At 45.2% G+C, this 19,834-nt stretch carries 13 protein-coding genes; 10 read left to right on the top strand and 3 right to left on the bottom strand.

Features of this window, described 5'->3' with window-relative positions; translation table 11 throughout:
- Window positions 1-236: 236 nt before the first annotated feature.
- Window positions 237-2,111, top strand: a complete 1,875-nt coding sequence (locus tag ACGTNI_RS11725) for a Xaa-Pro dipeptidyl-peptidase (protein ID WP_394462585.1) — start codon at window positions 237-239, stop codon at window positions 2,109-2,111.
- 39 nt (window positions 2,112-2,150) lie between these two features.
- Here ACGTNI_RS11725 and ACGTNI_RS11720 read toward each other — a convergent pair whose 3' ends face one another.
- Window positions 2,151-3,356 carry a M20 metallopeptidase family protein gene (locus ACGTNI_RS11720; RefSeq protein ID WP_394462583.1) on the bottom strand — a complete coding sequence of 402 codons (1,206 nt, stop codon included), beginning with the start codon at window positions 3,354-3,356 and terminating at the stop codon, window positions 2,151-2,153.
- A 249-nt stretch (window positions 3,357-3,605) separates the two neighbouring features.
- Here ACGTNI_RS11720 and ACGTNI_RS11715 point away from each other — a divergent pair, with 249 nt between their 5' ends.
- On the top strand, window positions 3,606-4,967 hold the full coding sequence (locus ACGTNI_RS11715; protein ID WP_394462581.1) for a YfcC family protein: 1,362 nt from the start codon (window positions 3,606-3,608) through the stop codon (window positions 4,965-4,967).
- A 36-nt stretch (window positions 4,968-5,003) separates the two neighbouring features.
- Here ACGTNI_RS11715 and ACGTNI_RS11710 read toward each other — a convergent pair whose 3' ends face one another.
- Window positions 5,004-5,393, bottom strand: coding sequence for a DUF1259 domain-containing protein (locus tag ACGTNI_RS11710; RefSeq protein WP_394462579.1), 390 nt, complete (start codon window positions 5,391-5,393; stop codon window positions 5,004-5,006).
- 138 nt (window positions 5,394-5,531) lie between these two features.
- Here ACGTNI_RS11710 and cypC point away from each other — a divergent pair, with 138 nt between their 5' ends.
- From cypC to ACGTNI_RS11695, 3 genes are all read left to right on the top strand, one after another.
- A complete protein-coding gene (cypC, locus tag ACGTNI_RS11705) occupies window positions 5,532-6,788 on the top strand; it encodes a CYP152 family fatty-acid peroxygenase CypC (protein WP_394462577.1) in 1,257 nt (418 codons plus the stop codon).
- A gap of 225 nt (window positions 6,789-7,013) precedes the next feature.
- Entirely contained in the window at window positions 7,014-7,454 is a 441-nt protein-coding gene (locus ACGTNI_RS11700) for a cell wall hydrolase (protein WP_394462575.1), read from the top strand.
- A 285-nt stretch (window positions 7,455-7,739) separates the two neighbouring features.
- A complete protein-coding gene (locus tag ACGTNI_RS11695; RefSeq protein WP_394462573.1) occupies window positions 7,740-9,230 on the top strand; it encodes a Na+/H+ antiporter NhaC family protein in 1,491 nt (496 codons plus the stop codon).
- Window positions 9,231-9,312: 82 nt separating this feature from the next.
- Here ACGTNI_RS11695 and ACGTNI_RS11690 read toward each other — a convergent pair whose 3' ends face one another.
- Window positions 9,313-9,771, bottom strand: coding sequence for a DinB family protein (locus ACGTNI_RS11690; protein ID WP_394462571.1), 459 nt, complete (start codon window positions 9,769-9,771; stop codon window positions 9,313-9,315).
- 121 nt (window positions 9,772-9,892) lie between these two features.
- Here ACGTNI_RS11690 and ACGTNI_RS11685 point away from each other — a divergent pair, with 121 nt between their 5' ends.
- The 5 genes from ACGTNI_RS11685 (at window position 9,893) to ACGTNI_RS11665 (ending at window position 19,422) form a co-directional block, all read left to right on the top strand.
- Entirely contained in the window at window positions 9,893-10,615 is a 723-nt protein-coding gene (locus ACGTNI_RS11685) for a 3-ketoacyl-ACP reductase (protein ID WP_394462570.1), read from the top strand.
- A 414-nt stretch (window positions 10,616-11,029) separates the two neighbouring features.
- Window positions 11,030-12,358: a S8 family peptidase gene (locus ACGTNI_RS11680; protein ID WP_394462568.1), complete on the top strand. Its 1,329-nt coding sequence runs from the start codon at window positions 11,030-11,032 to the stop codon at window positions 12,356-12,358.
- Window positions 12,359-12,540: 182 nt separating this feature from the next.
- On the top strand, window positions 12,541-12,702 hold the full coding sequence (locus tag ACGTNI_RS11675) for a hypothetical protein (RefSeq protein WP_176223950.1): 162 nt from the start codon (window positions 12,541-12,543) through the stop codon (window positions 12,700-12,702).
- Window positions 12,703-13,326: 624 nt separating this feature from the next.
- Window positions 13,327-17,916 carry a glutamate synthase large subunit gene (gene gltB / locus ACGTNI_RS11670; protein ID WP_394462566.1) on the top strand — a complete coding sequence of 1,530 codons (4,590 nt, stop codon included), beginning with the start codon at window positions 13,327-13,329 and terminating at the stop codon, window positions 17,914-17,916.
- A gap of 18 nt (window positions 17,917-17,934) precedes the next feature.
- Window positions 17,935-19,422 (top strand): glutamate synthase subunit beta, encoded by a 1,488-nt coding sequence (locus ACGTNI_RS11665; RefSeq protein ID WP_085506489.1) that lies wholly within the window; start codon window positions 17,935-17,937, stop codon window positions 19,420-19,422.
- Window positions 19,423-19,834 lie beyond the last annotated feature (412 nt).

Below are 19,834 nucleotides of genomic sequence, written 5' to 3'. Positions count from 1 at the left end.
GGAGGATAGATTACTAGTTATTACCTATGCATTATTGTTGCTCCGACGACTGACCTTCGTGTTCCCCCACCATGAATCCTACATAAGTAAGCATTTTAGCTAAAATCAGGGAGGAAGATAAGTGTGAAGATTGAGCCTTCCGGTACGCTTTTTGCTAGAGCTAAAAGGCGGATAACAACTTTCGAGAGGGTGTATATATACAGGGCACCCTCTCTATTTTTTAAGGGAGGAATTACATGATAAAAGCTAGTGGTAAGGGGTGGCTGCTGTCTATTAGTCTATTCATCATTGCGTTGTTTGCAGTCACAGTCCCGGTAAGCGCGGAAGAACAGGGGTCTTCACATCAACTGCAGGATGGTGTGACAGAGCCTGTTTTCTCTTATGAAGATGCCATTCGTGAAACAGTCTATGTGGAATCCGATTTAGATACAGATAGAAATGGAGAGCCGGATCGGATAGCTGTAGACATCATCCGTCCAGGTGAAACAGAGGATGGATTAGAGGTGCCGGTAATCATGGATGCGAGCCCTTATTATGAAAGGCTTGGCCGCGGTAATGAATCAGAAATAAAAGATACGGACGGTGACGGGGTAAATGAACAGTTTCCGTTATTCTATGACAACTATTTTGTTCCAAGAGGGTATGCAGTCGTGCTTCCTGATATGGTAGGCACAAATAATTCTGATGGCTGCCCGAACACAGGAGGTCCAGAGGAGACGGAGAGTATCAAGGCTGTGGTGGAATGGCTGAATGGCAATGCGCCCGCTTATACAGAAGACGGGGTAAAAGTCACTGCTGACTGGACGACAGGGAAAGTCGGCATGATTGGAAAATCCTATGACGGCACGCTTGCCAATGGAGTAGCTTCCACCGGTGTGGAAGGACTCGAAACGATTGTACCCATCGGCGCCATCTCCAGCTGGTATGACTACTATCGTTATGGCGGCTTGATTTATTGGAGGAATGGTCCTTCTGGTCTTGCTAATACGGTAGTCAATTCGGAACGAAGAGAAGCATGTGCAGGTGTCCGTGAAGAAATGGTCCAGGAAGCTGACGATGAAACAGGGGATTACAATCAATTCTGGGATGAGCGCAACTATGTCCCGGAGGCTGACAATGTAGAAGCTAGTGTATTTTTGATCCATGGATTGAATGACTTTAACGTGAAACCAAAGCATTTCATGCAATGGTGGGAAGAGCTGTCAGCAAACGATGTGCCAAGAAAAATATGGCTCACCCAAACCGGACACGTCGATCCGTTCGATTTCAGAAGAGACGAATGGGTGAATACACTGCACCGCTGGTTCGATCATTGGCTCCTTGATATTGACAACGGCATTATGGATGAACCGATGGCCGATATCGAACGAGGAAAAGAAGAATGGGAGACATATGAAACGTGGCCGGCAGATGAGGCCAGGGAAACAAAAATCAGGCTCGCTCCTGCTGACGATGAAGCCCCTGGCACCTTGACCACGGGGCCAGTGCGGGGAAACTTCGATCAGTTCTTTATTAACGACCCGAGTCAGTCGGAAAGTGATATGGCAGCGAATGAATTGACAGAAAGCGAGAACCGTCTAATGTTTTTATCTCCTGAATTGGAAGAGGAAGTAAGGTTCAGCGGCACACCATCGGTAGAAATTCGTTCGAATGTCGATATGGAAGATGCCGGGCTGACTGCCTTGATTGTTGACTATGGCAGCGATGAACGGATCAACCACACGAATCGCGGCGAAGGGATCCGCACCCTCGATGTAGAAGATTGCTGGGGCGCGAGAATAGAAGGCGACGACGCCTGCTATAAACAAACAGAAATCGTTACCCATGAAGCTCCATATGAAATTGTTACACGTGGCTGGATGGATGCGAAGAACTGGAAGTCTTTATCCTACGAAGAGTTGCTAAAGCCGGACAAAAACTATCATTTCCGATTTGACTTGCATCCGGAAGACTATGTGTTCAAACCAGGTCACCGGATCGGTGTAGTGATTGCAAGCAGTGACCGCAGGTATATCAACGCTTATGATGAGCCAGTAGAGTTTGAGGTATCACTTGGACAAAGTACCGTTACACTTCCGGTTGTCGGAGGGAAGAAAGAACTGGGTTTTTAATCTGAAAAAGGCTGGCCGTGATGAGGCCAGCCTTTCCTGTTAAACTTCTACTATTTTTTGTTCCTCTTCAGAAATAACTCCATGATTCATTAAAGCAAGCAGGAAGACTTTGCCGATCGTAGTCATGGAGCTTTCATCCACATCAAATTTAGGGTGATGATGAGGATAGATGGCATTCATTTCTTCATTTTTTCCGCCAACGAAGAAAAACGTACCTGGGACTTCTTTTAAGTAATAGGCAAAATCCTCTGCTCCCATAAACGGTGGCATTTGTTTAACATTGAACGCCGGTAAATTTTCTACTGCTAATACCCTTAATGCAGCTGTTTCCGCTGGGTGATTGTATAAAGAAGCATGGCCAAAATGGTAGTCGATACTTATTGCAGCACCAGTCTGCACTTCCAACGCTTCTGCTGTTTTTTGTATTTTGTCTTTAATCATTTTCCGAATTTTTTCATCATATGTACGTACCGTACCTTTTACCGAAGCGGAATCAGGAATGACATTTAGTGCTTCTCCGCTATGAAAAGAGCCGACAGTGATGACAGCTGCTTTTAAGGGATCTACATTTCTGCTGGCGATTTGCTGTAAATTTACAACCAGCTGGCTGGCTGCAACGACAGGATCAATCGTCAGATGTGGAAGAGCCCCGTGCCCGCCTTTTCCCTGGATATCGATTTCAAACGTGTCCGCTGCAGCCATTGTAAAACCTTCATTGAAAAGAATTTCACCAGTATGATTATCGGACCAGACGTGTGCTCCATAGATCGCATCAACCTCGTCAAGGCAGCCATCAGCAATCATTGCTTCTGCCCCACCCGGACTGACTTCTTCTGCAAACTGATGGATGAAGACGATCGTTCCAGCAAGTTCATCTTTTATTTTACTTAAAGCCTTTGCAACTCCTAACAGCGCTGCCGTGTGAACATCATGTCCGCAAGCATGACTAACGCCATCCACTTTTGATTTATAAGGTACATCTTTTTCATCCTGCATGGGAAGAGCATCAAAATCTGCTCTTAGTGCAATGGTTTTCCCGGGATGACCACCTTGTAAATAACCGACCACCCCATTTCCACCGACCTCTCGTTTCACTTCCAAACCTAAGTCTTCTAAATAATCAGCAATTCTTGCAGGGGTACGCTTTTCCTGGTGTGAAAGTTCAGGGTGCATATGTAAATCTCTGCGAATTTCCACTATTTCGGGATATAGCTCATCTAGTAATTGTAACATTGATTGAATCATGAGAAAGCCTCCTAATAATCTACCATAATAACAAAAACCACTTTGCAATTATTCACTATAACTTATATAATATACAACATCATTCAAGTTATCAACTCAATTAATATTATTAAATAAGGTTTTTGGCGGGAGGGGAGAATGGTAGTTTTGTATAAAAATAAAATATGGGGTATTAATATAAATGAGTGCACAACCTGAAAAGAAGATGGAAAAACATCATGAAAAAAATAAAACTAGAAAAAATGGGAGATGCCAGATACCTACGTCATTTTGTTTTTGGTGCTATTATTAGCAGTTATTGCCACTTATCTCGTGCCGTCTGGCTCCTTTGAAAGAGAAGTAGTTGATGAAGTAGAACGAGTCGTCCCTGGTACATATACAACAGTCGAAGGAAACCCTACTGGATTCATGGATATATTCTTAGCGTTGCAGACTGGAATGATAGAGTCCGCCGGTTTGATTTTTCTAGTGTTATTTGCCGGTGGAGCTTTTGAAGTAGTTGAGCGTTCCGGAGCCATCAAGGGAGGTATTTTACGAGCGGTCAATAAGACGCAAGGAAAAGAGTTCTGGTTGATTGCTGTAGTGTCTGTATTGTTTGCCCTTGGCGGAGCAGTCGGGGCTGTAGCTAACTCTGTCATTCCTTTTGTAGCCATTGGAGTAATTATCGCAAGAGCACTGAAATTAGACGCGATTGTTGCTGTAGCCATCACATTCGGTGCTACATTTGCCGGTTTCAACGTCGGTTTCCTGAACCCTTATACTGTCGGGATTGCCCAGTCGATTGCAGATATCCCGCTTTTCTCTGGAATGTTATTACGTTTAATCGCGTTTGTGGTCATTGTAGGGTCAACCATTTTGTATACATGGGGATATGCTAAGAAAGTTTTAAACGACCCATCCAAAAGCTTGATCGGTGTATTGGAAGCAGATGAACCAAGTAATGATAATTTGAGTGCGCCTTTTACAGGTCGTCATAAAATCATTCTTTCTTTTGTAGGAATTTCTTTGCTGTTTTTCATATTCGCGACCATTCAATATGAATGGACGATTGATCACATGGCTGCCTTTTTTATTATCATTGGTCTTGTTTCTGGAGTCATTGCTGGTATGAATTACAACAAGCTTGCCGTTACTTTTTTAGAGGGCTGCCAAAAACTTGTCTATGGTGCTTTGATTATTGGAGTGGCAAGGGCTATTTTGATTGTGATGGAAAACGCAGCAATACTTGATACATTTGTACATGCACTATCTGTTCCATTGGAAGGGCTGTCACCTGTCTTTGCAGCTTTAGGTATGTTTGTAGCTAATGGTGCCATGAACTTTCTTGTGCCATCCGGGTCCGGGCAAGCCATGATAGCCATGCCAATCCTTTCCCCACTGGCAGATATGATTGGGGTTACACGTCAGGTTGCTGTCCAGGCTTATCAATTTGGTGACGGTTTTACTAATAGTATCTTCCCTACCTCTGGTCCGTTGATGGCCAGTTTAGCAGTTGCAGGAGTCTCATGGATGAAATGGGCAAAATGGATGCTGCCTCTGCTGCTTATTTGGACGGTTATTGCCATAGTCATGCTGGTCATTGCCGTAATGATCGGGTGGGGACCAGTATAAAACTTACTTACGGGTCATCCATAATGGATGGCCCGTTTATTTCTGAAACACCCGTAACGCCTCTGCCACCTTATGGGCGAACGACAATGGGGGTTCTACCGATTGAAAATGAAGATATAATATTGTCGGCTCCGCAAACAGCCAATGGTTATGCAATGCGCTGACCAGGATGCCATTTCTCTGCAGAATCGAAATAAATGGATAGACCTCCTCTTCTAAAATCACCGTCTCCCCCATATTCAACGCCCAGCCATTCTGGTCAAGGGATTCAAACATCATTTCAGCATGAAGCTCCGCTTTACTTGGCCGACCTTGAATCTTCACCTTTAAGTCGCGTTCAAGCTCTACCGAACAAACCCCATGCTCAAACTTCGCTTCTCCTCCCAATATCCTTCCGAACTGTTGGCATAGTTGTTTACTATTCATAGTGATCAACTCCTTACTTTTCAACATATGTAGCTGAACTTCTCGGTATCCCTCCGATATGCAACGGGTTTGCTGAGAGGTTTCTGGGGAACATAAGTACAAAACTATTTTAAGATGGAAAAGGAGCGATCTATTCCGATGAATGCAGTAACTCCAGTCCCACGTGAAAAAACACTGGATAATAGCCTTGCTTTACTAAAAGAAGGGTACCATTTCATTCAGAACAGATGTGAAACCTATGGATCGGATGTTTTTGAAACACGATTGTTAGGAGAAAAAGTGATCTGTATGAGTGGAGAAGAAGCCGCCGAACTTTTTTATAACAAAGATAAATTCACCCGAAAAAACGCCGCGCCAAAACGGATTCAAAAGACACTGTTTGGAGAGAATGCTATCCAAGGGATGGATGGAAAAGCCCATGAACACCGGAAACAATTATTCATGTCCCTGATGACAGAGGACAGGCTGCAGAAGCTTTCGGATCTGACAACAGAAGAATGGTGGGCCAGACTTTCCCTGTGGGAAAAGGAAGAGGAAACCGTCCTTTTTCAGGAAGCGAAAGAAGTGCTCTGCCGTGTTGCTTGCCGCTGGGCCGGCGTTCCGTTAGAAGAGGAAGAAGTAAAAGAGCGGGCAGATGACTTTTGGGATATGGTTGATGCCTTCGGAGCGGTCGGACCGAGACACCGGCAAGGAAGAAAAGCCAGAAGACGAGGCGAAGCGTGGATTAAGAAGATAATCCATGAAGTACGTGATGGCGAGTTGGAAGCAGAAAAGGATACAGCGCTTTATGCCATGGCCTTCCACCGTGATTTGGACGGCGAGCATCTTGACTCGCAAATGGCAGCCATCGAATTAATTAATGTGCTGCGTCCTATCGTCGCGATTACAAACTTTATAGCTTTCAGCGCATTAGCGTTGCATGAACACCCGGAATATCGCAGGAAACTGCAAGAAGCGGATGATGCTTTTTTGGAGATGTTTTCCCAGGAAGTACGCCGTTACTATCCGTTCGGACCGTTTTTAGGAGCACGGGTGCGCAGGGGTTTTATCTGGAATGATATAAAATTCGAAAAAGGCCGGCTCGTATTGCTTGATATTTACGGAACCAACCATGATCCGCGTCTCTGGGAAGAACCGTATAAGTTCTACCCGGAACGATTCCATGAATGGAATGGAGGCCTGTTCGACCTGATCCCGCAAGGAGGAGGCGACTATTACAAAAACCATCGCTGTCCGGGAGAATGGGCAACATTACGCGTTATGAAGGCTAGCCTCGATTTTCTGACAAAAGACATCATCTATCAAGTTCCCGAACAGGATTTGACCTACAGTACGGTAAGAATGCCATCTGTCCCCGAGTCAGGAATAATTTTAAGCGAAATCAAAAGAAAATAAATGGCATAACATCGAGTGTGAAATCAGGAAGGTTTTACACTCGATTTTTTTTGACCAGTGGAAAAGAAAACCGTGAGCAGACAGTCTTTATCGGTTCGTTAAAAACCAGACCAGAAGGAGCAGGGAAACTGGTTTAACAGCCCTTAAATACAGAGAAACAGCTCATCTGAAATTAACTCTCATTGAATACTGGCTTTTTTCATACAATATCTTTGGGGTGAGAAAATGCCAAGAGTGAAGTACAGAGATTCAGATGTTGCCTTAATGGCAAGGATGATGAGAGCGGAAGCCGAAGGGGAAGGAAAGCAGGGAATGTTGTACGTCGGCAATGTCATTGTTAATCGCGCAATAGCGGATTGCTTAGATTTTAAAGATGTAAGAAACATTAATGATGTCATTTTTCAGGTGCAAGGTGGAAATTATTCTTTTGAAGCTGTCCAAAAGGGCAATGTATTTTATAACCGAGCGAGGTCAGTTGAGAAACGATTAGCAAAAAAGAATTTAGATTATTGGAGGCAACACCCGGCGAAATTTTCTCTTTGGTATTTCAATCCATATGCTCCGTGCCCGCCAACCTGGTACGGCCAGCCTTTTGCTGGTCAATTTAAAAATCATTGTTATTATGAACCACAGGCTAATACGTGTGATAGTGTGTATATGGGTTAGGGTTCCTCAGAGCATATTTAATTTGCTCTGGAAAAACAGAATGAAAAGCATAAAGATAAGCCCGGATCATAAATCCGGGTTTATTTAAGTTTCTTATGATCGAAATCCCTGCCCTCCCGCAAACTTATTTAATAATAATTGCCCTTCCCTTGCCAGAAAATCCAGGTATGGTTCGAAAGTATAAATGGGAGCCTGTCCCCGAGCTCTGCATCCTGTTGTAAACGTTTACAAAAATCGTAGATATGATACACTGATGCAGTGAAAATTTTTCTTGGAGGGTGTTTTATGGGAAAAAAACAACACGATGAAGCTATTAATGAAGCGGTCGGTGAAAAATCGATCAAGAAGCTGGAATTCCGCGGCGGTGTTTTTGCTGCGACGATTCCATTGGTGTTTTTCATCATCTGGGCGATCTCGCTCAGCGTGGCGAAGCTCGTCACGGAAGAAGCGCTGGTCCTTGGTATGGTTATCGGGATTGCGCTCGGACTATTTTTTACAAAATCGAAATGGTCGGATTACGCTCAAAGTCTGTTCTCAGGTATGGCGCAGCCGATCGGGGTCATCGCGGTCATTGCCTGGTTCTGGGCTGGAATGTTTGCGACATTGCTTTCTGCCGGCGGGTTAGTCGATGGACTGATCTGGTTTGGGTTTCAAACTGGTGTAGAAGGCGGTATGTTCGTCGGATTGACGTTCCTGCTTGCCGCTCTGTTTGCGACAGCAGTCGGGACGGGTTATGGGACTGTGGCTACTTTTGGTATTTTAATGTATCCGGCAGGTGTCATCCTTGGAGCTGATCCGGTTATCTTATTAGCGGCGATTTTGAGTGGTGCCGTGTTTGGAGATAACCTGGCGCCTGTATCCGATACGACGATTGTATCGGCAACAACGCAGGACGCCGACGTACCTGGCGTAGTCCGATCCAGGTTCAAATACTCGATTGCAGCTGCAATACCGGCATTGCTTTTATTTGTCACTTTTGGTGGCGGAGGTTCAGCTGAAAGCGCGGCAGCTCTTCAGGAGTTCCAAAGTCAGGTCGGCCCGAACGGGTTATTGATGCTTTTGCCATTTATTCTCGTCCTTTATCTTGCCTTATCGGGCCACCACTTACTGACATCTCTGACATGGGGAATTGTTGCATCCATAGGGTTCATTTTTCTGACAGGGACAAGCCTGACTAAAGTGCTCCATGTCTATCGCGATGAGTCGGGAGATGCAGTCATTGAAGGGGCACTGATGAGCGGGATCGGTGGTTACTTTAATATGGCGATCCTGATACTGTTTATTTTGGCAGCCGCTCACTTGATGGAAGTGGCCGGTACCATGGAAGTAATCAAAAACTTTTTCTTGAATATCATTAAGAATGTTGTCCGCAGAGCGGAGCTTTCCATGTTCGCAATCGTCGCCTTCTTAAATGTTTTTATCACTATCAATACCGCAGCAGAAATTGCTGCCGCGCCATTTGTAAGAAAAATCGGTAAAGAAATGAACATCCATGCATACAGAAGAGCGAACTTTCTTGATACCGTGACCTCGTCCCTTGGCTATATATTCCCTTGGAGTGGTGGTGTGCTGCTTGCCTGGGCAACCATCCAGGGTGCTGCGCAGGAATATGATTTCCTTCCAGTTGTAAGTCCTACCGAAGTGTTTCCATTTGTCTTCCAAGGCTGGGGACTTTTGCTTGTCATGCTGATTGCGGCATGGACAGGCTGGGGTTTACGTTATAGCGGAAAAAATGGTGAAGAAATCAAGCCGAAAGACTATGAAGAATCGAGATAAACGTGAGGCTAAGACAAAAAGAAACCCGAGCAGTGGATCATTCATTGCTCGGGTTTACTTTTATGTAAATATACTATGGGCCTTACCCTTGTTTGACAAACATAGGAAGATTGGTATGGCCCATTTCGCGGACATAGACGAATAAGTTTCCTTTATGATGGATTTCATGATCCATAGCCAAGTTCAATACTTGCTCTGCTGGAAGCTTAGTGCCAATCATTTCCGTCAAGTCAATGGTGGCAGAAAAATCTTCATCTGACATGGATTTGATTAGTTTCTCCGATTCTTTTGTATACACTTCTGCCAATTCGTTCAAGGAAATTTCCTCTTCATTTTCAAATAGCTCTTTAGGTTGTTGCTGAGCGGCGGCAGAAGTGAACTGATAAAAACTTTTCAGCATATGATGCGCTAATGTGCGTGCAGGCATAGAAGTAGGGGTTGGCTGATAATCGACATGCTCTGTACTGATTTTTCCGATCAATTCATTCGTCACAATGCGGTGAGATAAAAAGTATTGCTTAAACTGTTCGTTCTTTCCCATTTTGATTCCTCCCTATTGGTATTACTTTTTCAGTTTATAAGAAGGGAGGCGTCTAAATAAACAGATATGCTTTTTTCTGATACGCTTAGAATGGATAGAATTATAGAAAGGAGAATGAATGATGGCACAATCACTAACAGGTAAAGTAGCTCTGGTCACTGGGGCAGGAAGAGGGATCGGTAAAGAGACTGCCCTTGCCTTAGCAAAAGAAGGCGCCAATGTCGGGTTGATTGCACGAACGGAAGCGGCATTGAAAGAAGTAGCAGCCGAAGCAGAAACACTTGGTGTACAAGCAGCCTATGCTGTCACCGATGTTTCTTCAGAAGAAGAAGTTGAAAAAGCGGTAGAAAGTTTGACAGATCAACTAGGTACTTTTGATATCCTTATCAACAATGCAGCAATCATGAAAAAAGGGAACTTCCTGGAAATGGACCCGGAAGACTGGAAGCAAACCATTGATGTCAATTTGTATGGTGTCTACCATGTTACCCGAAACGTTTTACCGCAACTGATTGAAAAACAGGGTGGAGACATCGTCAACATTTCGTCCATGTCCGGCTTGAAGGGGACCGCTGGATCGACCGCTTACAGTGCTTCCAAGTTCGGTCTGCTGGGTATGAGCGAAGCCTTGATGCAAGAGGTAAGACCACATAACATCCGTGTATTTGCCATGACACCTAGCATGGTGGCTACAGAACTTACTGGTAAAGGCGATATTACCGAAGAAGAAAAACAAAAATTCATGCAGCCAGAAGACATCGCTGAATATATTATCGCTCAGTTGAAGCTCCATCCACGTATTTTTATCAAAACATCCGCCCAATGGGCAACCAACCCATTCTAATCACACAACTTCCCCCTGAGACTTACCATCTCAGGGGGTTTTTGTGACTTTTAAGATTTCCGTTGCTATGGCATCAGGAATATAAAATAGAAAAAACGGAACATTTTATGGATGAAGTCCATCTTGAAACATCTATAAAGTATCTAGCAATGATGTTGATTGGGACGGAATCTGAGAGACTCCTGCGGAAAAACGAGCGGGCGAGACCCCACAGTGAGGTACGAACGAGGAGGCTCGCAAGTTCGTCCGCGGAAAGCGATCAGATTCCGCCCCAATCAACTGCTGGAATGTTTCGTGACATCTACATATTACAGGTTATTAGCCAATTTACTAGAATCATGGACAATCACCTTTCCCTTTCTTCCCTATCTTCATAGGTTATAAGAACTCCAACGAAAGGTAGGGAAAAGGAAAATGTTTGGTTATTCGATGGTTCAAATGGTAAGAACGCATGCGGATAAACTGGAAAAGCCACTCCGGGAAGAAATCCTGAATGGCTACCGTCCATTCAAATGGACACCGTGCTTTTTGCACCGTATGTTTGAAGGTTATGTGAAGAAAAGAAAGAAGCTTTCCCTGGTTGTCGAGTTTGAAGAAAACTATTATGAAGCAGACTGTATCAAGCTCCACGAAGTACTCGAACGCCATAGGGGCTGTAAGTTTAAGCATGATTTTGGCAGAATATCGTGCTGCAGCGCTCAAGTTACCCCGTCAGGACTGGAAGACCTGTTAACCCAGTGTAATCATATTAAAAAAGTATATCTTAACCACGAAGTCAATGCACTGCTTGACGTAGCTGTCCCCGCAGCCAACGCGCATAACATCGTACGTAATAGAGCAAGTTTGACAGGGAAGGGTGTAACGATTGCGATTGTTGATACAGGAATTCATCCACATCAAGATTTAAACGGTAGAATTACAGGGTTTGTCGACTTTATCAACGACCGTAGCGAGCCATATGATGACAACGGCCATGGTACCCATTGTGCAGGGGACGCTGCCGGTGATGGAGCAGCCTCTAATGGTAAATATCGGGGACCAGCCCCTGAAGCTGACGTTATCGGTGTCAAAGTATTGGATAAAATCGGTTCGGGCTCACTGGAAACAGTCATGCAAGGTGTCGAATGGTGTATCAAGTATAACGAAGAACACCCGAATAACCGGATCGATATCATCAGCATGTCCTTAGGGGCAGCCGCACAGAATTTCGGTTCAGAAAATCAAGATCCCATGGTGAAAATCGTAGAGGCGGCCTGGGGTGCAGGAATTGTGGTTTGTGTAGCAGCAGGAAATGAAGGTCCTGAACCAAAAACGATTGCAAGCCCAGGAGTAAGCGATCAGGTAATCACTGTCGGTGCCCTAGACGATAAAAATACAGCAGATACTAGAAGTGACGATGAAGTAGCGAAATTTTCCAGCAGAGGACCAACCATCTATGATGTAACAAAGCCGGACATATTAGCACCAGGAGTTAACATTGTCTCGTTACGATCACCTGGTTCTTATCTGGATAAAGCACAGAAAACAGCCAGAGTGGAGGACCACTACTTTATGCTTTCCGGAACATCGATGGCTACACCAATATGCGCTGGTATCGTCGCTCTGGTGAAACAGAGACACCCGGAAGATTCTCCAAAAGAGATCAAAGGCCGCTTGATGCGCAATGCTGATCTATTATGGAAGGACAAGAACCCAAATATATATGGGGCAGGCTATATCAATGGAGAAAAAGCCATAAATTAACACTTGCATTCCCCGGAAACGGGGGTGCGATTTTTCTGTAAATTTAAAGTTATTCACAATATAGCCAAGAATACGACAGTATTTTTAAGAATTTGCGTAAATGTATTTACTTTATAATAAAATTTGATATTATATAGGTGTAAATACTAATATATAAAGATTAATGAAAGGGGATAGCGAGTATGGTAACCTCTCTATCAATTTTGTCTCTTACTGTTTTTGGCTTTTTCTCTGTTTATGCAGCGTTTGATTCCTTGGTTACACGTATCAAGAAACGCAAGCGCATAACACCACAAACGGAACCTATCCATCAGCAGCCTGTACTGGAGTTTGGACAACAGTAAGCTGCTCATTATATAGATTCTTTAAAAGCAGTACCTTCCTATATAAGGGGGGTACTGCTTTTTTAATGGTATTTCCATATAAAAAAAGTGTGGAGCAAAAGACTCGCTATCCCTATTTACGAAAATAATCCCCGGCTGCTGGATGCAAGGGGATTATGTATGTAAAGGAAATTCTCAATTTCTAATAAATAGGCTGTCCATCTACTTGAAATATACAGTTTTTTGTATAAATACTATGATTATCTTATTTTTATACAGAGTAAAAATTAACACTTTTTAGGATAACTTACACAAAAAAATTTTTTCGAAGAATGAAAACTCGGAAAACCCTTGTCATTAAAGGGTTTATAAGCAAAAAGAAACGCATGAAAGCGTTGTCTTTTTCGTAACATTGCATAGGTCTAAAGTTGCAGTTATTGTATAACGCTGTAATTGACTGACAATTTCATGGTATACTAATTTTCATACTCGAAAAGACTGAATTTTTTCATTAACACTACAATTTTAAATCCTTTAAACAAGTTCTTCTTGGTTAAAGGGATAAATTATAAGAAAGACTAATGCTTTTGCCACCAGCACTTGGTGACAAACCAGGTTTTTCTACTATATAGAGGAGGAATGATCATGGAAAAACACGGATACCCAGTTCCACAAGGTCTTTACAATCCTGCCAATGAGCATGAGGCTTGTGGAATCGGTATGATCGCGAATATCAACGGAAGAAAATCCCATGATATCGTTCAAAACGCGGTTACCATTCTGTGTAACCTGGAACACCGCGGCGGTCAGTCAGCCGACGTCAACTCGGGGGATGGAGCCGGTATACTAACACAGATACCCCACCGTTTCTTTTTAAAACAATGTAAGAAGGAAAGTATCGATCTTCCCGGAGAAGGGGAATATGGCGTAGGTATGATATTCCTTCCTCAAGATGAGTACAAACGATTGCAATGTATTGAAATTGTCGAAGATATCATCCGTGAGGAAGGCCAAGGACTGTTAGGCTGGCGTACGGTGCCTGTCAACGATTCCTTTGTCGGTGACAGTGCCAAGAAAACGAAGCCGTTCATCCGTCAGGTGTTTGTAGCACAATCGGAACAAATCACAGACAGGATGGAATTTGAACGACGCCTATATATCATTCGTAAACGTGCAGAAAATGAAATTGGCAAGATGGAAGCTTGTGATGATTTTTATATCAGCAGCTTATCAACAAGCACGATCGTTTATAAAGGGATGCTCATCCCTGAACAGTTAGACTCTTTTTATATTGACTTGAACCACCCTGATTTTATATCCGCATTGGCATTAGTACACTCCCGCTTCAGTACGAACACTTTCCCAAGCTGGAAAAGATCCCATCCAAACCGCTATACCATTCATAACGGTGAATTCAATACAATACGAGGAAATGTCAATTGGATGCGGGCGCGTCAAACGTTATGCCAATCGGAATACTTTAATGAAGAGGATTTAGAGAAAATCCTGCCGGTCATTGACGATAATGGCAGTGACTCGTCTATGTTCGATAATGCTTTTGAATTCTTGCATTTATCCGGACGTTCACTGGCCCATACAGCCATGATGATGGTACCGGAGCCTTGGCCGAATAACACGTCCATTGAAAAAGATAAGCGTGATTTCTACGAGTACCACAGCACGCTTATGGAGCCGTGGGATGGACCGGCAGCGCTTGTTTTCACTAACGGCAGCCAGATCGGGGCATGCCTTGACCGTAATGGCCTTCGTCCAGCAAGATATTATGTTACGAAAAATGGCATGATCGTCCTTGGTTCGGAGGTAGGCGCTCTGGATATCTTTGACGATGAAATTGAATATAAAGATCGCTTACAGCCAAGCAAGATGCTTCTTGTCGACTTGGAAAAAGGAAAAATCATTCCAGATGAGGAGATCAAAGGGCAGGTAGTCAAAGAGCAGCCATATGATGAGTGGATCAACAAGCATATGCTTGATCTCGATGATCTTCCACAACCGGTGGAAGAAGCTCCGCTGACAAAAGATGAAAAGCTGCTGGATCACCAGCTCGCCTTCGGTTATACGACTGAAGAATTGAGTAAGATTCTGAAGCCGATGGTTTCCGGCGGAAAGGACCCGGTCGGTTCCATGGGGTACGACTCCCCGCTCGCTGTGTTATCAAAAAAGCCTCAGCTTCTTTATAACTATTTCAAACAGCTTTTTGCCCAGGTAACCAACCCTGCGATTGATGCGATCCGTGAAGAAATCGTAACGGCAGTAGGTACGACGATTGGGGCAGAAGGAAACCTGGTCGATCCTAAGCCGAATAGCTGCAAACATATCCGTCTTGATACGTTTGCCTTGACCAACCGTCAATTGGAGACGCTTCGTCAGCAGAACGTCGATGGATTCCAGGCAGCAACGTTGTCCATCCTATTCGATGCAAAAGGAGAAGGAGCGATGGAAGCCGCTTTAGAGGAGCTGTTTGCCAAAGCGGATAAGGAAGTAGAAAATGGCACCACGTTAATCATCTTATCGGACCGCGGAGTAAACCGTGACAAAGCTGCTATTCCTGCCTTACTTGCAGTATCAGGCTTGCATCATCATTTAATCCGCCAGGGAACACGCACCAAAGTGAGTCTGCTGATCGAGTCGGCTGAGCCTCGTGAAGTTCATCACTTTGCTACATTGCTTGGTTATGGTGCAGAAGGTATTAACGCTTACCTGGCGTTCGATTCCCTCAATGACTTGATTGAACGAGGCGACCTGCAGGGCATCACGTTTGATGAAGCAGTTGACTCCTATGTCAAATCGGTTACCGATGGAGTTGTCAAAGTACTCTCGAAAATGGGGATCTCGACAATCCAAAGTTACCGCGGTGCTCAAATTTTTGAAGCCGTCGGTATCAGCAGTGAAGTTGTAAACAAGCACTTCACATGGACGTCTACCCGTCTTGGCGGGATTGGTCTTGATGTCATTGAAAAAGAAGTATTGATGCGTCATGAGCGTGCCTATGGTGATAATCGTGTAGCTTCTAAGCAATTGGAAGCGGGGGATGAGTTCCAATACCGTGAAAATGGAGAGGATCATCAATATAATCCTCACACGATCCATTTATTGCAGCATGCATGCCGTTCCAATAACTATGAATTGTTCAAAGAATATTCCCAGCTGCTTACGGATGAGCGGAACAACCTGCAATCACTCCGTGGCTTGCTGAAGTTTAAAAATCGGCGTTCGATTCCAATCGAAGAAGTCGAATCGGTCGATGATATTTGTAAAAGGTTTAAAACAGGTGCCATGTCATTTGGTGCCATCAGTCAAGAGGCCCATGAGGCACTTGCGATTGCCATGAACAAGATCGGTGGAAGAAGTAACTCCGGGGAAGGCGGGGAAAACCCTGAGCGATTCACTCCGGACGAAAATGGGGACCTGCGCCGCAGTGCCATCAAGCAGATTGCATCCGGACGATTCGGTGTCAACAGTCATTACCTGGTGAACGCTGATGAGCTGCAGATTAAAGTTTCTCAAGGGGCCAAGCCTGGAGAAGGCGGTCACTTGCCTGGCAAGAAAGTGTACCCGTGGATTGCGGAAGTGCGTGGTTCCACCACAGGTGTTGAATTGATTTCACCACCACCGCACCATGATATCTATTCCATCGAAGACCTGGCTGAATTGATTCACAACTTGAAAAACGCTAACCCAAGAGCCCGTATCAGCGTCAAGCTTGTTTCTGCCGATGGGGTAGGTACGATCGCTGCCGGTGTAGCAAAAGGTAGAGCCGACCATGTATTGATCAGTGGATATGATGGAGGGACCGGTGCAGCTCCGCGGACCAGTATTAAGCACGCTGGTATGCCTTGGGAAATCGGACTTGCCGAAACTCACCAGACACTCGTTCTGAATAATCTGCGCGACCGTATTGCTGTTGAAGCAGACGGTAAGATGATGACTGGACGCGATATTATCTACGCTACCTTGTTAGGGGCAGAAGAATACGGCTTCTCTACGGCACCGCTCGTCGTATTGGGCTGTGTCATGATGCGTGTCTGTCACCTGGATACTTGTCCAGTCGGCGTCGCGACCCAAAACCCGGAACTCCGTAAGAAATTCACCGGGGATGCTGACCATGTTGCCAACTTCATGCGTTTTATTGCGCAGGAAGCACGCGAATTAATGGCGGAGCTTGGCTTCCGCACCATTAATGAAATGGTCGGTCGTTCCGATGTATTAGAACCGAAAGAAGAGATCGATCATTGGAAAGCGAAAAGCATCGACTTTACTTCGCTTCTTTATCAGCCGGCGGTACCGGTAGGCGGCGGAACTTACCAGGTTCAACAGCAGGATCACGAACTGGGTTCGAAACTGGACATGCAAGAATTGATGCCACTATGTAAAAAAGCGATTGAAACGAAAGAACCGGTAGAAGTAAACCATTCTATCCGTAATATCAACCGGGTAACCGGTACGATACTTGGAAGCGAGATTACCCGTCGCCATGGTGCGGAGGGCTTGCCGGAAGACACCATTCGCCTGAACCTGAAAGGATCAGCCGGACAGAGTTTCGGTGCGTTTATTCCTAAAGGCATGACGATGACCTTGATTGGCGATGCCAATGACTATGTCGGTAAAGGTTTATCCGGCGGGAAAATCATCGTCCATCCTTCCCAGGACTCTACATTTGTTCCGGAAGACAACACGATTGTCGGAAACGTTTCTTTCTATGGCGCCACTGCCGGGGAAGCGTATATCAACGGACTCGCCGGAGAGCGTTTCTGTGTCCGTAATAGTGGAGCAAATGTCGTTGTCGAAGGAATCGGTGATCATGGCTGCGAATATATGACTGGCGGAAAAGTCGTCGTTCTAGGTGCAACCGGTCGTAACTTCGCAGCAGGTATGTCCGGCGGTGTCGCTTATATCCTGGAAGAGGAACAAGGACTGTTTGACAGTAAATGCAACCAGGAACTTGTAGATCTCGAGCGCTTGACTGATCAGCAGGAAATCACGGAGCTATACAAGATGATCGCGAAGCACGTGGAATATACCAACAGTCCCAAAGGACATCGCATCTTGAATGACTGGGATACCTACGCACCTAAATTCGTACGTGTCATCCCTACGGCTTATCGTGAAATGGAAGACCGTATCAAGAGCCTGCTCGATACTGGTATGAGTAAGTTCGATGCTGAAATGACAGCATTTGAAGAAAGTAAACGAAGCAAAGAGCTTGTAAAATAATAAGAGGAGGGGGATACGATGGGGAAGGCAACAGGATTTATGGAATACGAACGTCAATCACAACGTGAGCGTGACCCTTCTGAACGTACGAAAGACTGGTCGGACTATACAGCTCCGATGAAAGATGAAGAGGTCCAAATTCAAGGGGCGCGCTGCATGGACTGCGGCGTTCCCACCTGTCATACAGGCACAGAAATTCAAGGACAGACAACAGGCTGTCCGGTCAACCACCTGATTCCGGAATGGAATGACCTCGTATACCGTGGTCAATGGCAGGAAGCACTGAAAAAAGAGCATGAGCGCAACAATTTCCCTGAGTTCACCGGGATCGCCTGCCCGGCACCTTGTGAAGGTGCCTGCGTCCTTGGCATCAATGAACCGCCCGTGGCTATCCGTAGTGTCGAGCGCGCCATCATTGAAAAGGGATTTGATGAGGGCTGGGTAAAACCGGAACCACCAGCTCAGCGTACTGGTAAAAAAGTTGCTGTAGTAGGCTCTGGGCCTGCTGGACTTGCAGCTGCTGCCCAATTGAATAAAGCCGGACACTGGGTGACTGTATATGAACGCAGTGACCGTGTCGGCGGCCTTTTGACTTATGGCATTCCTGAGATGAAACTGCCATATGAGGTAGTCGAACGACGCGTTAATATCCTGAAAGCGGAGGGCATTGAATTCGTAACGAATACGGAAGTCGGTAAAGACTATCCAGAAGATAAACTGCGCGAAGACTTTGACTCTGTCATTCTCTGCGGAGGATCACAGGTGCACCGGGACATCCCGGCTGACGGCAGGGAATTAAAAGGTATCCATTATGCGATGGATTTCCTTCATTCCAATACGAAGAGCTTGTTGGATTCCAACCACGAAGATGGTAATTATATCTCTGCGAAAGATAAGGACGTAATCGTCATCGGTGGGGGAGACACGGGAACAGACTGCCTTGCGACTTCTGTCCGTCACAATTGCAAGAGTCTTACCCAGTTTGATATTTATGATAAAAAGCTTTCTGCCCGTGATACAGAAGACAATCCATGGCCACAATGGCCGGTTGTCCACCGTGTCGAATATGGCCATAAAGAAGCTGCGGCTGTGTTAGGCGACGACCCACGCGCCTATGCCGTCATGACGAAGAAATTCGTCGGTGACGAAAACGGTCACGTCAAAGAAGTCCACACGGTAAACGTTAAGTTGACCAAGGATGAAAACGGCAAACGCATCCGTGAAGAAATTCCAGGCACTGAAAAAGTATGGCCTGCTGATCTTGTCCTGCTCGCTATCGGGTTCAAAGGTCCGGATCAGGATTTAATCAAGCAGCTTGGTGTCGAAACTACCGAACGTTCCACTATCAAAGCGGAATACGGCGACTATCGTACCAATGTTGAAGGCGTATTTGCTGCCGGAGATATGCGTCGTGGTCAAAGCCTGATCGTCTGGGCAATCAATGAAGGACGCGAAGCAGCCCGCGAATGCGACCGCTACCTCATGGGCTCCACCGTATTGCCATAAAGTTTCGAATGAAAATGGTAAACAAAAGAAAATAGCACATAAAAAATCGTCCAGGTTATACGCCAAAGGACGATTTTTTATGTGCCTTATTCCCTCAAAGCCCCGTTCGCTGAACATCGATCGGTTCCATTTGCTATAAAAAGACTGACTGGGGCGTGGGAAACGGTTCGCTTTCCGCGGGCGAACGCTGAGCCTCCTCAGGCTATCGCCTTCCGGGGTCTCACCTAGTCCGTTGTTCCCACAGGAGTCTCACCGTTTCCCAGCCGCCCTAATTCCAACTTAGCAACGGACCAAATTATCTCTGAATCGAGTAGCTCCTAAAATCGTTCTATACAGTAAATGGGTGTTACTCCAATAAACCCTGATAAAGGATGACGATCCATACATGGTAAAATGGTAGATAACGAGATAA

The organism is Thalassobacillus sp. B23F22_16, assembly GCF_043496955.1.
Lineage (GTDB): Bacteria > Bacillota > Bacilli > Bacillales > Halobacillaceae > Thalassobacillus > Thalassobacillus devorans_A.
This window is presented reverse-complemented; position numbering and strand designations above follow the sequence as displayed.

Coding starts and splice junctions, on each gene's coding strand:
- ACGTNI_RS11720 (WP_394462583.1), bottom strand. CDS start 3,356: ATGATTCAATCAATGTTACAATTACTAGATGAGCTATATCCCGAAATA.
- gltB (WP_394462566.1), top strand. CDS start 13,327: ATGGAAAAACACGGATACCCAGTTCCACAAGGTCTTTACAATCCTGCC.
- ACGTNI_RS11715 (WP_394462581.1), top strand. CDS start 3,606: ATGCCAGATACCTACGTCATTTTGTTTTTGGTGCTATTATTAGCAGTT.
- ACGTNI_RS11675 (WP_176223950.1), top strand. CDS start 12,541: ATGGTAACCTCTCTATCAATTTTGTCTCTTACTGTTTTTGGCTTTTTC.
- cypC (WP_394462577.1), top strand. CDS start 5,532: ATGAATGCAGTAACTCCAGTCCCACGTGAAAAAACACTGGATAATAGC.
- ACGTNI_RS11665 (WP_085506489.1), top strand. CDS start 17,935: ATGGGGAAGGCAACAGGATTTATGGAATACGAACGTCAATCACAACGT.
- ACGTNI_RS11685 (WP_394462570.1), top strand. CDS start 9,893: ATGGCACAATCACTAACAGGTAAAGTAGCTCTGGTCACTGGGGCAGGA.
- ACGTNI_RS11710 (WP_394462579.1), bottom strand. CDS start 5,393: ATGAATAGTAAACAACTATGCCAACAGTTCGGAAGGATATTGGGAGGA.
- ACGTNI_RS11680 (WP_394462568.1), top strand. CDS start 11,030: ATGTTTGGTTATTCGATGGTTCAAATGGTAAGAACGCATGCGGATAAA.
- ACGTNI_RS11700 (WP_394462575.1), top strand. CDS start 7,014: ATGCCAAGAGTGAAGTACAGAGATTCAGATGTTGCCTTAATGGCAAGG.
- ACGTNI_RS11695 (WP_394462573.1), top strand. CDS start 7,740: ATGGGAAAAAAACAACACGATGAAGCTATTAATGAAGCGGTCGGTGAA.
- ACGTNI_RS11725 (WP_394462585.1), top strand. CDS start 237: ATGATAAAAGCTAGTGGTAAGGGGTGGCTGCTGTCTATTAGTCTATTC.
- ACGTNI_RS11690 (WP_394462571.1), bottom strand. CDS start 9,771: ATGGGAAAGAACGAACAGTTTAAGCAATACTTTTTATCTCACCGCATT.